The sequence below is a fragment of the Pelagibius litoralis genome, assembly GCF_011683915.1.
Taxonomy (GTDB): domain Bacteria; phylum Pseudomonadota; class Alphaproteobacteria; order Kiloniellales; family Kiloniellaceae; genus Pelagibius; species Pelagibius litoralis.
Map to the genome: position 1 here is coordinate 18,179 of NZ_JAAQPH010000020.1, position 13,773 is coordinate 31,951.

At 59.6% G+C, this 13,773-nt stretch carries 15 protein-coding genes; 8 read left to right on the top strand and 7 right to left on the bottom strand.

What is annotated here, in order from left to right; translation table 11 throughout:
• Positions 1 to 8: 8 nt before the first annotated feature.
• Together plsY and HBA54_RS29205 are read right to left on the bottom strand one after the other, a co-directional pair.
• The gene (plsY, locus tag HBA54_RS21805; RefSeq protein ID WP_167228664.1) at positions 9 to 683 is read right to left on the bottom strand and encodes a glycerol-3-phosphate 1-O-acyltransferase PlsY; all 675 of its coding nucleotides are present in this window, start codon (positions 681 to 683) and stop codon (positions 9 to 11) included.
• A 558-nt stretch (positions 684 to 1,241) separates the two neighbouring features.
• Positions 1,242 to 1,976 carry a MarR family winged helix-turn-helix transcriptional regulator gene (locus tag HBA54_RS29205; RefSeq protein WP_167228666.1) on the bottom strand — a complete coding sequence of 245 codons (735 nt, stop codon included), beginning with the start codon at positions 1,974 to 1,976 and terminating at the stop codon, positions 1,242 to 1,244.
• A gap of 119 nt (positions 1,977 to 2,095) precedes the next feature.
• On the opposite strand from HBA54_RS29205, the gene HBA54_RS21815 reads away from it, so the two are divergent.
• From HBA54_RS21815 to HBA54_RS21825, 3 genes are all read left to right on the top strand, one after another.
• A complete protein-coding gene (locus tag HBA54_RS21815) occupies positions 2,096 to 2,737 on the top strand; it encodes a PEBP family protein (protein WP_167228668.1) in 642 nt (213 codons plus the stop codon).
• Between the two features lie 37 nt (positions 2,738 to 2,774).
• Positions 2,775 to 3,749, top strand: coding sequence for a YHYH protein (locus HBA54_RS21820; protein ID WP_205944826.1), 975 nt, complete (start codon positions 2,775 to 2,777; stop codon positions 3,747 to 3,749).
• A 540-nt stretch (positions 3,750 to 4,289) separates the two neighbouring features.
• On the top strand, positions 4,290 to 5,066 hold the full coding sequence (locus tag HBA54_RS21825) for a methyltransferase family protein (RefSeq protein WP_167228670.1): 777 nt from the start codon (positions 4,290 to 4,292) through the stop codon (positions 5,064 to 5,066).
• Positions 5,067 to 5,340: 274 nt separating this feature from the next.
• On the opposite strand, the gene HBA54_RS21830 is transcribed toward HBA54_RS21825, so the two are convergent.
• Both HBA54_RS21830 and HBA54_RS21835 read right to left on the bottom strand, forming a co-directional pair.
• The gene (locus HBA54_RS21830) at positions 5,341 to 5,574 is read right to left on the bottom strand and encodes a hypothetical protein (RefSeq protein WP_167228672.1); all 234 of its coding nucleotides are present in this window, start codon (positions 5,572 to 5,574) and stop codon (positions 5,341 to 5,343) included.
• 40 nt (positions 5,575 to 5,614) lie between these two features.
• Positions 5,615 to 6,439, bottom strand: coding sequence for an inositol monophosphatase family protein (locus HBA54_RS21835; RefSeq protein ID WP_167228674.1), 825 nt, complete (start codon positions 6,437 to 6,439; stop codon positions 5,615 to 5,617).
• 1,237 nt (positions 6,440 to 7,676) lie between these two features.
• Here HBA54_RS21835 and HBA54_RS21840 point away from each other — a divergent pair.
• From HBA54_RS21840 to HBA54_RS21855, 4 genes are all read left to right on the top strand, one after another.
• Positions 7,677 to 8,999 (top strand): ABC transporter substrate-binding protein, encoded by a 1,323-nt coding sequence (locus tag HBA54_RS21840; protein ID WP_167228676.1) that lies wholly within the window; start codon positions 7,677 to 7,679, stop codon positions 8,997 to 8,999.
• Positions 9,000 to 9,263: 264 nt separating this feature from the next.
• Complete coding sequence (locus HBA54_RS21845; RefSeq protein WP_167228678.1) at positions 9,264 to 9,677, top strand: antitoxin Xre-like helix-turn-helix domain-containing protein; 414 nt, start codon at positions 9,264 to 9,266, stop codon at positions 9,675 to 9,677.
• Complete coding sequence (locus HBA54_RS21850; RefSeq protein ID WP_205944827.1) at positions 9,674 to 10,381, top strand: RES family NAD+ phosphorylase; 708 nt, start codon at positions 9,674 to 9,676, stop codon at positions 10,379 to 10,381. The genes HBA54_RS21845 and HBA54_RS21850 overlap by 4 nt, the downstream gene beginning before the upstream one ends.
• Positions 10,382 to 10,508: 127 nt before the next feature.
• Positions 10,509 to 10,781 carry a hypothetical protein gene (locus HBA54_RS21855; RefSeq protein WP_167228682.1) on the top strand — a complete coding sequence of 91 codons (273 nt, stop codon included), beginning with the start codon at positions 10,509 to 10,511 and terminating at the stop codon, positions 10,779 to 10,781.
• On the opposite strand, the gene HBA54_RS21860 is transcribed toward HBA54_RS21855, so the two are convergent.
• The 3 genes from HBA54_RS21860 to HBA54_RS21870 all read right to left on the bottom strand — a co-directional run bounded on the left by HBA54_RS21860 (position 10,724) and on the right by HBA54_RS21870 (position 12,422).
• Positions 10,724 to 11,491, bottom strand: coding sequence for a metallophosphoesterase (locus tag HBA54_RS21860; protein ID WP_167228684.1), 768 nt, complete (start codon positions 11,489 to 11,491; stop codon positions 10,724 to 10,726). The two genes, HBA54_RS21855 and HBA54_RS21860, sit on opposite strands and share 58 nt — an antisense overlap.
• A gap of 234 nt (positions 11,492 to 11,725) precedes the next feature.
• Positions 11,726 to 12,163 (bottom strand): type II toxin-antitoxin system PemK/MazF family toxin, encoded by a 438-nt coding sequence (locus HBA54_RS21865; RefSeq protein ID WP_167228687.1) that lies wholly within the window; start codon positions 12,161 to 12,163, stop codon positions 11,726 to 11,728.
• Between the two features lie 7 nt (positions 12,164 to 12,170).
• Positions 12,171 to 12,422, bottom strand: coding sequence for a type II toxin-antitoxin system Phd/YefM family antitoxin (locus HBA54_RS21870; protein ID WP_167228689.1), 252 nt, complete (start codon positions 12,420 to 12,422; stop codon positions 12,171 to 12,173).
• Between the two features lie 206 nt (positions 12,423 to 12,628).
• Here HBA54_RS21870 and HBA54_RS29215 point away from each other — a divergent pair, with 206 nt between their 5' ends.
• Positions 12,629 to 13,642, top strand: a complete 1,014-nt coding sequence (locus HBA54_RS29215) for a tyrosine-type recombinase/integrase (RefSeq protein WP_322096086.1) — start codon at positions 12,629 to 12,631, stop codon at positions 13,640 to 13,642.
• The last annotated feature ends 131 nt before the right edge of the window (positions 13,643 to 13,773 follow it).

A 13,773-nucleotide genomic window follows, 5' to 3' on the forward strand; every position in this document is an offset into this window, starting at 1 on the left:
TGCACGCACTAAGTTTTCGATTCCGGGCTACTCTGCCCCAGGCGCGACTCTGTCCCAGCCAGCAGCCGCTGAATGTTGGCACGATGCCGCACAATCACATAGATGCTACCTGCAGTCACCAATAACTGATAGGGCAACGGTTGCTCCAAGCCATAGATGAGGGCGATCGCAGCCAACGCCGCTAGCATCGAACTAAGGGAAACAATCCGAGAAACAGCCAGCACAATGCCAAAAACCGTCGCAGCACCTAAACCAACTGGCCAAGACATGGCCAGCAACACGCCTAGCCCCGTCGCAGCGGATTTGCCGCCTGTAAAGTTCAACCAAATCGAACGGCCATGCCCCAACAACGCGGCAAGCCCGGCCAAGCAAACAGCCCAAGGCAGCCAGGTTTGCAGATCAAGCGCTGTCGGTGGCGTGACGGACGGCAATGTATAGGACCAAGGATAAAACCAGCGGGCAAAGACGATCGCCCCCGCACCTTTCAGCACATCTACTAAGAGCACCACCAACGCAGGCCATTTCCCCAGGGTTCGCAATACGTTCGTTGCACCAGTGGATCTGGAGCCATGCTCTCGGATATCGATGCCCTTGAGCAGTTTCCCCGCCAGATAGCCCGTGGGCGTAGAGCCGAACAGATAAGCGATCGCCAAACCAACCACACTCGCTATCCAGAAAACCATGGGATCCACCTCGACGCACTGATTTCAGGCAATCATCAATTGGTCGTCTAGGGCACATACGATCATTTGACTAACTTAGTCGGATAACCGTTTCGACCGCTTCCCGGTCGTTCCGACCGCCCAATGCCGCTGGCCGCTTCGGGTCGACTTGAGCCGCTTGTGGTGGCCTCGACTGGCCTTGCTCGACCCACCGCCGTCGGCGGCAAGGTTCGGCCAGAAACGGTCATTGAATAACGAGAGTCTTAAAGACCGCATTGAGCCCATCACGGACGCCGTGCGTGACCGCGCTTACCCGCCGTCTTCGGTATCCAGACAAACACAATGTCAGGCTGGTTGAGGGAAGAAAAGTACGCTTTACGGTATGAATTTGCGTAGCGGTACAGCCGAGGGGCCTCCTTTTTTATGGATTTTTCCACCCGCCGGAACGGCCCCCTCCGGATGGGGTAAGCATTGCCGCGCAAAGGAGCGGGAGTCAGCAAGACGCGGAGCGATGCATAGGTTTCTCCTTAACTGCTGTGGTGGCTCGACCGCTGTGCGGGAGCTCTCGTTGCGATCCGGCTAAGCTGGCGGTTCGGTCGCCCGTCGACGGCGCTTGCGCGGGGTGGCGGCTTTCGCAAGGGTCTTTGCATGGCCTCGGCCAGGGCCCCGACCGCCAAGCTGGTCGCGCAGCTTGTGGGTCAGTCTTGCCAGCGCTTCAGCATCCTCGGCACCGATCGCATTTTCGATGATCACGTCCACCTCGCGCCAAGCGGCTTTGACATCCTTAAGAAGCGCGCGGCCGCTGTCGGACAGACGCAGCACGTTGCTACGCAACTCATCCGGGTTCGTCGTGCGGAGGATGAAGCCTGCTTCGATCAGCCGGGCCGACATCGTGCTCATGCTCGCGGCGCTGACGTCGAACTCGCGCGCAAGCTCGACCTGTGACACCGACCCCATGCGGTGGAGGGCGTCTAGGACCCGCGCTTGCCGCGGTCTGACGCCGAGCGGCGAAAGCTGAATCCGCAGCCGCTCCTCCAACAAATCGGCGGAGTGCAGCAGCAGGTGGAATCTCGAGCCTTGACTTAACATACTAATAATTAATATCCTAACGATTAGCTGCCCGCAAGGCACATTTGCCTCGGCAAGCGAGATTCCCTCTCGCAGAAGGCGCACGATGATCAGATATTTTTTTTGGCCACATGTCTTTCGATCGCCTGCACTGGGCCGGCATCGGCGCAGGAGACCGGCATGAGCTTCTTCGTCACAAGCCAAAACCCGGGCAAGGGGGCCGACCTTGACGGTGCTGACGCTCATTGTACCGCCCTCGCCGAGGCCGCTGGCGTGATGGGCCGGATCTGGGCCACCTATTTGTTGTCGCGCCGTTCCGTAGCGGGTGGCACGTGTACCTACCAGCCCAAACGCAAGGATGACCCATGATACGCTCCATCGCAGCCATGACGCTCATGTCTTTATCGCCAGCCGTCGCCTGCGCGGAGCCCTACTCAGCGGACGTCTGGGCCGACAACTGGTTTGAGATGCGGATCGACGGCGTCCAAGTCGCCCAGGACAGCGTGCCGATTACGACGGAGCGGTCCTTCAATGCCGAAAGCTTCCAGTTCGAGGCCGAGCCCCCCTTTGTCATCGGCATCGTGGCGAAGGACTTCATGGAGAACGATACGGGGCTCGAGTACATCGGCACGCGGCGCCAGCAAATGGGAGACGGTGGCGTTATCCTGCAGATCAAGGATGCCTTGGGCGAAACGGTCGCCGTCAGCAATGCGGCCTGGCAATGTCTCGTCATTCACTCGGCGCCTTTGGACAAGTCTTGCGAACGGGAAGCTGATCCGGTGGCGGGCGTTGGCGCCTGCACCTTTGACGCCATGGAGGAGCCTGCGAACTGGGACCAGGCAGGCTTCGATGCGTCGGATTGGCCGCAGGCAGATGTGTATTCCGAACGCGAGGTCAGCCCGAAGGACGGGTATGACGAAGTCGAGTGGTCTGACGCCGCCCAACTGATTTGGGGGCCGGATCTTGAACAGAGCAATACGGTTCTGTGCCGGTTGACGGTCGAGTAGCCGCTGCAATCGATCTGCCTGCTTTGGATTTGGACATATGAGCATCAAGATGACCCGTTCCACGCTGTTTGTGACGACCGCCCTTCTGGGAATTGGCGGTGCCTTGGCTGCGGCCGCCCATGAAGATCACTGCGCCGCGGTTGCCGCATCGGTTGCCGAGGCGGGTTTTGGCGACAGTGTCACGGTCACCTGCACGGACGAACACGCGATTATTCGATCCGACACCTATCCCGATCACACGATGATGACGGGAATCGTCGGAACGAATGAACAGGTGCCGGTGCCAGCTGAATATGGCGCGCCGATCCTGCTGGAGCCGCGCCTGGGCGACACGCCGCTGACCCGCGACGCGGCACTGGGCGTGGCGGTAAATGGGGTGCCAATCTACGACTACACCGCCGGCGGTGAGATGAGCCAGGAAGACCTGGCCCATCACCAGACTCGTCACGATACGGTTCAGACGGGGCAGCTCGATGTCTGTGGCGGCCATGCCGGGCGCGGCGACGATTATCACTATCACGCCAAGCCGACCTGCATGATCGAACAGATGGCCAATGCCGGGCACGATGCCATTATCGGTTGGGCGTTCGATGGCTTTCCCATCTATGGCGACAACAATCCGGATGGGACCGTGATTGCCGAGGGCGATCTGGGAGTGTGCAACGGCCAGGCCGACGACACGTTCGGCTATCGCTACCACACTTCGGCGGAGGCCCCTTACATCGTGCAATGCCTGATGGGCGAGGTGCCCGAGTTCGATGGCCTTCCACGGGTGCGGCCGCTCTCCGCTGCCGATGGGGGCGGGACAGCCCCCGGACGACCGCCTGAGGGCGGGGTCGAAAACCTCGACTTCTCGGAAGAGAGCGATGGACGCCGGAGCATGGACTACAGCTACCGGGGCCAAGACTACTACATCCGCTACGCGCCGTCAGATACAGACGGATGCTACGATTTTGTCACGCGAACGGTCAGCAATGGCGGGGAGATACATACCGGAGAGTACTGTCGCTGACCACGTCAGTATCCTAATTGAAAGGCATGTAGGTCGTGCTTTGGGCACTGCCGGCTCACTACTGAGTTCTCAGCGTAGCGAACTTCTGCTTCCCAGTTATACCTTCGACGTTTCGGCAGGTGCAGCGAACGGCAGCTTCGTCCCGCACCGCAGTCATTCAACTGGTCAGGGTCGAACGACTGCTTGGGGTCGACTTGAGCCGCTTGTGGTGGCCTCCGCTGGACCCTTCTCGGCCCCGCCGATGGCTGCGTCTCGGTTCGGCCATGAAGGGCCGTTCGTTTGAGGCGCTCGCAACGTCGGCTTTCTGGTCCGAAGGCAGATGCTCGAAGATCGCTGCAGGGACGGTGAAAAATGACCCTTCGGGGCATATCACTGTTCAATTGCTGTTTTCCGGATTACGGTCAATGAGTCACGCGCGAATGGATGGCTTATCCGTGACATCATGGTTCAACGTCGCTCGCCAGTATGGCCAGTATGAACGTCGGTCATCTCTTATGACGAAAACCTACCTAAGGTTTACAGCCGGAACTGGAATCGAGGATGGCGGTGCTTCAGGATGAAATGGTCCGTCAGGGCGGACTCCTCTTTCACTGGCGGAGCTTTATTCCGCTGATGCTGGCCCCGGTAGCGCTTGCAGCGATCTGGGAGTTCGGCGTTTTTGATTTCTGGTTTGGCGAGGCGGGCGAGGAAGCGTGGGTTCTGTTCTGCTTTTTCTTGGCAGTTGCGGGACAGACTATTCGCGTTCATATCGTGGGGCATGTACCGCCGGGTACCTCAGGACGAAACACCCGACTGCAGCGAGCAGACGAGCTAAACACCTCGGGTTTCTACTCAATCTGCAGACACCCTCTGTATCTTGCCAACTTCATCGTCTTCGCGGGTATTCTGCTTGCGGTGCAAGTATGGTGGTTCGTTCTGGTAGGCGTCCTCGCGTTCTGGGTTTACTACGAACGCATCATGGCTGCGGAAGAGGCATTTCTGCACCAACGATTTGGTCAGGCCTTCGAAGATTGGGCAAAGGCGACGCCCGCATTCATTCCGGTAGTAAGCCGCTGGCGATCACCGGAACGGACACTTTCATGGAAGACCATCCTGCGGCGCGAACCCTACGGCTATTTTGCGATCATCGCGGTTTTCTTTGTCATGGAAGTCATGAGCGACCTGGTCGTGGAAGGCGATTCACTGGAGCAATGGCTGCACACAGACTTTATCTGGCCAACTCTGTTCGCTGTTGGCGCGATCGTATTTGTGGTTTTGCGCACGCTCAAAAAAACGACAAGGCTGTTCTCAATCACCTCGCCAGAGAATGACTCTTAGCTCTTCTGTGGCCAAGTGGACGCCCTAACCCCGATGCTCCCGCTGCAACTAAATCGGACGCCTGTCGGGCGAAACATCTGACTCAAACTCGAAAAAGCTCCTGTTGTGTCGGTTGGTTTCTCACTGCGGGCGCCCGTCTGCACCTCCAATACTGGCTCTTCTTGCCCGTTCCGCCCATGCATGCTCGACGGTGAGTCTGCCATACGAAAATGGACGTTCGCGCTAGCAAGCCTAACCGGCCGCCATGGGTCGACATGAGCCATTTGTGATGGCTTCAGAAGAGCTTGTGGTTGTTGCAACCGGGGGAGGATTCGGCGATGCCTTGAAGGAGCACTTCTACGACCCCTTCACCGCTGCGACCGGCATCGAGATAGTCACGGTACCGGCCGCCGTTGCCGAGCAGAATGCCAAACTGCGTGCCATGCGCAAGGCCGGAGATGTCGAATACGACGTGTTGACCACGACTGCTATGGCGGTCGTGTCGGACGGCGATGTCGAGTGTTGTCATCTCTTCCTGCTGGCTCACAGGCGACCGCTGACTCACGACACTAAGATGAATTCATCGCGTCGAGCGCCTGATCGAGCAGAGCCGGAGAGGATGCGCTTACGAGGCTCCCGGCAAAGACTAGCTCATCAGTGCAACCGCGCATGTCGGCGACACAGCCACCGGCCTCACGGACGCAGGGGATCAACGCCGCGCTGTCCCAGGGCTGCATGATCGCGTCGATGGCAAGGTCGATCCGTCCCCGGCAAACCAGGGCGTGCTGGACGCAGTCACCCAGGACGCGCAGCTTTCGCGCATGCCGAACGAGGGAGGCCAGACTGTAGGGCGCCGCACCATCGTTGGCTTGAATCTCGGTGGCATGGAGACCGGAGGTCGACACGAAGGCGTCCTGAAGTTGCACCACCTCGCTGACCCGAACCCGGACAGGCGGCTCGTCATCGATCTCCAACCAGCAGCCGCAGCCCACGGCAGCGGAGATCGTCTCTCCAAGAGCTGGGAGATGGATCACTCCGACGACGGGCTCCCCGTCGCGAAGCAGGGCGATCAGCGTTCCGTACATCGGTGAGCCGACCGAGAACGGCGTCGTGCCGTCGAGCGGATCGACGACCCACTGATCGCCAAGTGCGGGCTTCGCCTCTCCGCCAAACTCCTCTCCAAGCACCGGCGCGCCGGCATATGCGGCTTCAAGCCGTTTGCGGATGTGGGTCTCGGCCTCGGTGTCCGCCTGCGTTACCTCCGTCCCGTCCGACTTGAAGCGCGTCACGATCTTGTGACGCCATGACTGGATGATCACACCGGCTTCGACCGCGATTTCGATCGCGAGGCGGCGTGCATCGTCTAGCTCTTTGTTCCCGTCCTTGGAGGTCACTTGATTCGAGCCTCTCCTAAAGAACCTAATTGAGTTGGCGCCGTCGATACTGTCCGCTATCCGTCGGCAAGCTGGTGCCGGCCCGGCGCAAACCTAGTGTATCGACCTCAGAGCGCTAGCGACACTGTGCAAATCTTGAGTGCCTTCAATCGGGGTGTCTGGATACTGTCTCGACCGCCATGCGAGTTACCGGACAACTCGCGAAACGGCGGTTCTCAGCCAACAAGGGGCAGGAGGCAGGTTGCCCCCCGCCAACAGCCGAAAAAGACCACAATGATAATCCCCTAGGACTCCGTCCAGATACGTCTCTTGTTCACATCTTCCTTCGCTCGAAAGGACGCCTCCAGGTCAAGGTCGTACCGGTTTGCCACCGCACAAACATAGATCAGGATGTCGGCTAGCTCGGATCCGACCTCTTCGCCGGGAACGTCAACCTTGAGTCCCTCCCGGGTACGGACGGCTCGCTACCCTCCACATGGCCGGCGACCAAACTGTACTTCCCATCTTCGTATCCCGTATTGAACCGCCGCAGCATCAAGACCGCATCGCCTTGGAACAGCACGAGATGAACTTCGCAGATCAGTCTGAATCCGGCCATACGTGACTTCCCAATTGGAGAACAATAATAGAACATTGCGATGTTGGTGCAAGCCCATTTGGAGGTTCGAATGGCTGCGCCCCGCCGTGCGCGACGCTATGCGAAGGGCCGCTTTCTGATCCATGATCAGACCTTTCCTAAGAGCACGATAAACGGCGGCTACTGGCCGATCTGAGACCAATTCAAATGGCCCTAGGCAACTCGTCTCTGCAATTCATTATCACTGGCGCAAACGTCAACTTTCGAGTCGTCAACCGGTCGTCCAATGGTGGCAGCCGGCTAGACGGTTGAACGCCATGACCTGACATTTGGCAAGTCTTCCTGAAGCTGGCTCAGAGATCCAAGGGCATAGTTCGCAAAAAAAGAACTTCTGCTCTTTGAAGGCGCAGAATCGGAGCGTGAATACCGCGCAGCCCAGCGCTAAATTCGCGCAGGAAATCCAGGCGCTTAAGTTTCGCCGCTTCGATCAGTAAGCTCTACCTTCGAAATACGTACTAAGAATCAACAAGATAAATGCATAGCAGCATTGGTGGCATAGTAGTTGCAGCCATACCTACCGTGAATGTGCTGGAGCGACACCAAGAAGAACAACGCACCCAGCCAAAGGGAAACGATTTAAAAAATAGAGGAGGCTGTCACATGAAAGTTAAATGGATCGCCTTGGGCGCCGCGGCCATGATCGCGCTGCCATTGGCCAGCGCCAACGCTGCGGAACTGCGGGTCGGTTTCACCGCCGATGCGCTGACCCTCGATCCGGCCAACCACCGCAATCGAGAAACAGAAACCATCATCCGCAACATGTCCGACGGCCTGCTCACCCGCGACTCGGCCATGAATGTCGTGCCCGAACTGGCGGAGTCGTGGTCCGCCGTCAACCCGACCACCTACGAGTTCAAGCTGCGCCAGGGCGTGACCTTCCATGACGGCAGCGCGATGACTGCCGAGGACATCAAGTTCACCTTTGACCGCCTGATCCAGGACGGCGCCATGGGCGGGCAGACCAGCCCGCGCAAGAGCCTTCTGGGACCTTTGAAAGAGATCAACGTCATAGACGATCACACGGTGCATATGATCCTGAAAGAGCCCTGGCCGATCCTGCCGGCCATGCTGCCATTCCAGGAAATCGTGTCGAAGGCGCACGTCGAGAAGGTCGGCACCGAAGGCATGGCCGGTGCGGTGAACGGTACCGGTCCCTTTAAGCTGATCGACTGGCGCCGCGGCGATTCGGTCATCATGGAGCGCTATGACGGCTACTATGGCGGCGCCACCGACATCGCACCTGTAGGCAAAGCCTGCGTTGACCGCGTGATCTTCAAGGTCATTCCGGAGAACGCCTCGCGTGTCGCCGCGCTCCTCGCCGGCGATGTCCATATTATCAATTCCCTACCGACCCACAACGTCAAGCAGGTCGAAAACAATCCGGGCACGCAGGTGATGGCGGTCAATGGCACGCGTTCCACCTTCATCGCTCTCAACAACCAGGTCGCGCCTTTCGACGACGTGCGCGTACGCCACGCCATGGCCCATGCACTGGACCGCGAGTTGATCGTCGACAAGATCCTCGATGGCAAGGCGACATTAATCGACGGTATCCTCAGTCCCGACGCCTTCGGCAAGAACAAGAACCTTCCGGCTTATGCCTACGACCTCGACAGGGCCAAGACCCTGCTGGCTGAGGCTGGTTATCCGGACGGGCTCGACGTTACTCTCGACGTGGACGGTGCCAACAAGGAGACGGCCGAGGCCATCGGCTCACTGCTCACCAAGGCGGGGATCCGCACCAAGGTGACGGTCAGCGAAGCCTCCTCGCCGGCTTCCTGGAGTTCGTCTCCGCAAACCAAAAACCCGCCACGGGAGGCCGTGGCGGGTCTGGAACTGCGGGATCGCAATTTCCGTTGGTTGCGGGGGCAGGATTTGAACCTACGACATCCAAATTATGAGCTTGAAATTCTGTCAACCTGACGAAAGTTGGGCGCCGCTGTCGTCAGCACCCACAATGCTCTTAGCTGTAGGATTCTGGTCCCCCACAAAGTGTTCCTAAGAAGCCCTTTTTTTATAGTGCGAACAATCAATCACTTAGGGCTCGCAAACTCTCTTTCGATCCATTGTCTATTTCTTGTGGTTTTGAGCCTTTATGTGAGACGCCACAGCCGGTGTGACGCCCTATGTTTGACAAAAGCCCACCTCATATGATATGTTAATCACAATCATAAGAGGATTTGTATTATGGTCATTGATGTCACCGAGGCTGGGCGTCAAGCTTTGATGCCGCTCAATGAGCAAGACAGGATCGATGCCGTGGTGAAAGCGGTCGTCCGCACCGCGGAGGCCTGGCAGCTGTCCAATCAGGAGGCTGCCGCATTGTTCGATGTTCCCATGGCGACTTGGGGCCGGATGAAGGCCGGCACATTCAGGGGCAAGCTGGACCAGGACAAGGTCACACGCGCGAGCTTGCTGCTCGGCCTCTATAAAGGCCTGAGGCTGCTTTTCAATGGACCGCTGACCTATGGCTGGCCAAAGACGGCAAACAGCGGAGCGGGCTTTGGCGGGCGCAGCCCTGTCGATGTGATGACCGCCGGCGGCATTCCGGCCATGATGGCTGTTCGTCAGCACATAGATGCGCTTCGAGGCGGGGTGTGATCTCCGCCAGTGGCTTGCCAATCGTTCAGTTCGCCGAACCTGACACGATCCGATTGATTTCCACGGCCTATATCAGTGAACCGGCTTTGAAACCCCTGGCCGATGATGACGGCGACTTGGCTTACCTGGAAGAGCTCGAGGGCTTGACGTCACCCAGAAGGCGACTCACTACCCCGGTCCCGGGTGGCGTTCATCCTGATGAGCTCCTGAGCGAACGACACGGCTTTGGCTGGAGCTACGTCAACGCGGCCTTCTGCTATACCCGTGCCAGCGGAAACAGGTTCAACCGGCCGGAGCGGGGCGCTTGGTATGCGACCTGGGGCCCGAATGCCGTCGAGACCGCACAGTCGGAGGTCGCCTGGCATCTGACGAGGGAGCTGGATGCTACAGGCATCTATGAGAACATCACGGCCTACTGCGAGCTGATTGCCGGCTTCACGGTGCGGTTTCATGACCTGGCCAGTTACGAGGGAAAGGCGGTTCTCGACCCCGATCCCGATAAGGGCTATCCCGCCGGGCAGGCACTCGCAGCAGAGCTGTTTCAGAGCGGCAGCCAGGGTGTGATCTATCCCTCTGCACGGAAAGAAGGGGGCAGCTGCCTAGCGGCCTTTCGCCCACACATCGTCCAGAATATTCGTCAGGGCGATACCTGGTCCTTCGTCTGGAGCGGCGGGCAAGAGCCGGCTATCACTAGGAAGGCGTAGAGCTCTTCCGGCATCATTCGCATTCGCGGAGACCGGATCACCCTGGCGGGTGATTCGAAAAGTGATCCTGGCTGCCACTTGAAACTCGTCCAAGCTAAACGTGAGTTTTTGAGGATCAAGTCACTCCATGACGGTCGTCCTAAAAAAGATCATCATGGAGAAGCTGAAGCTGACGGGCGATGACCTCTCTGCGGCGACCGTCCGATTTGATTCCGGACAGTCCGTTATACTGATGGCTGCAGAGGGTGCACTGGGTCACATTCAGGTCATTCGCCGCAGTAAGAACCGCTTCGAAGTGGTGATGGACGATGACAGCGAGGTCGAAGTCGATGCAGTCATCCGTTACACCTCGATCACCAGTCCGGGATCGAATGCGGGATTGAGTTCTCTCGGAAAGTAGCCGCGCGGATTGCAGACAACCCGCGTCCTGCCGATGCGGTAATCGCAGCTGTCATGGGTATGCCCGTGGATCCAGAGTGCCGGCTGCCGCTCTTCGATCAGCGCCATCAGATCCGAACAGAAGTAGGGATTCAACGGATCGCCCTTGAACCTCTCCGAGATCGACTGGCGCGACGGCAGAAAATGCGTGATGACGACTGTCTCTCCACCAAACGGTTTGGCCAGTTCGGCTTCCAGAAACGCCCGCGACTGTTCATGCAGAAAGAGGGCATCGCTAGGCTGGAACCTGCGTCGTTCTTCTTCGGGGCCGACGATCGTGATCATACGGAAGTCATTGATCATCCGTCCTGCCATGTCCATGGCATCGTACTGGCGATCGCTGTCGCCATTGAGCCTGAAGTCGGCCCAGAGGATCGCGCCGACAAAGCGAACACCGCCGACCACGATGCTGTCATTCTCGAGAAAGTGCTGGCCGGTTTCGACTGCCGCAGCACGGCAGGCTGCGATCACGGCATGATATTCCGCCCCGTAAAACTCATGGTTACCCGCGATGCAGACTGTGCGCTCCGGTGGGAAGAGCTGGCGCGCCCAAAGCAGCCCAGCGGCAGACTTCGATATATCGCCCGCGAGCACGAAGACATCGGCTTTCACATCAACCGCTGTAAAGTCGCCGAATTCGAGATGGAGGTCGCTGAGAACCGCAATGCGCATGACGTTACCCACAGTCTTGGCGGCAAGCCGCCGATCACGAGGACAGGAACGATCCCGTCATGAAGCAGCCCGATGGCAGAACTGCCGTCAGGAAACGCCTTGGCAGAAAACGCTTTGGATAGCGGTTAACCGGAAGAGTATCCAGGCCCGAAACACTAAACGGAACGCCAACCCGGAAGGGGGTTGAAGTTTCCGGCGGCGGCTATCCGGCTTCTCGGGAAAGCATACCACGGATCATTCCGTGCGCGGCGTGACGCTATGCTTCTTGGCCCGATAGAAAGCTACGAGCCGGTCGCGTATCTGCCCAAAGAGTTTCGGCGGCAGAAAGCCATAGGCAACCGCTCCATCGCGCCTGCCCTGAATCGGCCTGAGATCCGGGCCCGGCCAGACGAAGCGGTTGGTCTCGCTGATCACCACCCAGGAACGGTCGTCGTCCAACCCAAGCCGCCTTTTCGTGGCCAGAGGGATCTCCACGGCGACACCGGGCGCTGTCGGTGGGGTATGGGTGACCGGGGCAACGGTCACAACGGTTTCCCCCTCGGACGCTTCCACAGCCAGAACGATCGCGCAGGGACGATCCTTTGTGCCTTCCTCCTGACCCGCCTGCGCCTCTTCGTACCACAGGTAAGCGTAGCGAATGACTAGGCCCGGCTCCGGTTTGGGGAACCTCACCGCCCGATCAATCCAGCTCCAGGTTCAGATCTTCGTGGCCTGACGGAACCTCTGCCCGGCCGATCGCTTCGATATCGGCGTCGCTCATCTCCTCAGTGCGCTGCACGATCCGCGCGCGCCGCCGCAGCCGCCGATATTCCTCAGCCGATAACAGCACCGTGTGGGCGCGCTTTCGTTTCATGACGATCACCGGCTCGATCTGGGCCTGATCCTGATACAGACCGACGCTGCGGATAAACTGCGACGATGTGACTTTCAAGGTTTGCTGCCTCTATTGAAATTCTAATAATACGAATTAGTCGTGTTATTAGAATTTACTGAACACCGCTGCCGATGTCAAGTGCCCGGGGTTCCAATCGAGAGCGTGACGCAACGCCCTAATTTTCCCCCTTCCGACCCCAAGGGCGAGAGGTCTACCTTTAGAGATCTCTAATGAGAGAATACCGATCTCCGGAGGGTATTCCCGTGCCCGCAATTCCTGGCTTGGCGGCGCTTGGTAAAAACGTCTCGGTGTTTCCCATCCGTGGTCTGTCACCTGCCGGATCCGACGAGGCGGTGCGCGCCTACCTCGAGCGGATCGCTCCGGCCTATGCCGTGCGCACGCGGCGCGGACTCGCCTCCGACTGGCGCCTCTTCAGCAACTGGTGCCGCCAAGAGAGAAAGATGACCTTGCCGGCAGCGCCCGATACTGTCTGCGCTTACATCGACTCGCTCGCTCCCACCCATTGTCCCGGCACCATTCGCCGGCATCTGGCGAGCCTTTCCCACCTGCACCGCGCCTTCGGGCTCGCCAATCCGGTCGACAGTCCCGAGGTGCGCCTCGCCTGGCGCGCCCTCACCCGGCGCCGGGAGATCCGACCGGCAAGACGGCGGGCGCCGCTGCGCCGCGGCGAGATCGAACGACTGCTCACAGGCCTCGGTGACAGCCTCATCGACCGGCGCGACCGTGCCTTGCTCTTGGTGGCACGCGATAGCCTGGCCCGCCGCAGCGAACTCACCCGCCTCACCGTGGCGGACGTCATCTGGCAAGCGCCCAAGGGCGGCGCGCAGGTTCTTATCCGCCGCGCAAAGAACGACCCATCAGGCGAGGGCCGCCTGGCCTGGCTCGCTCCCGCGACGCGGGTCGCCCTCAGCGATTACCTCGTCGCCGGACGGATCAGTGAGGGGACGCTCTTCCGGCGGGTGATCGCGGGGTATCGGCTCGGCAATGACCTCCGACCCCAGACGATCGCCCGCCGCTTCAAGGCGCTGGCCAGGCGGGCGGGGATTGACGCAGGACAGATCTCAGCTCACTCGACCCGCCTCGGCATGACGCTCGACCTGGTGGGCGACGGCCAATCCCTCGTCGCCGTGCAGCTCGCCGGCGGTTGGCGGAGCCCCGCCATGCCGGCGCTCTACGCCCGCCAGTTGCTGCCCGAACTGGGGGCCGTCGCGCGTTACTATGCCAGTGGCCAAGAGCGCAGCCTCGCAGCGCCCTGAGGAGGGCGTCTCTGGATCAGCGCAGGTTGTCTGGCTGCGCGGAGAAGCTTCACCAGCCGGCCGCGTCTCGGCATTGACTTTACACTCTGCGCGCTTGCGTTCGCGAGTTGCCCGTTTCTCACGCTTCAGTT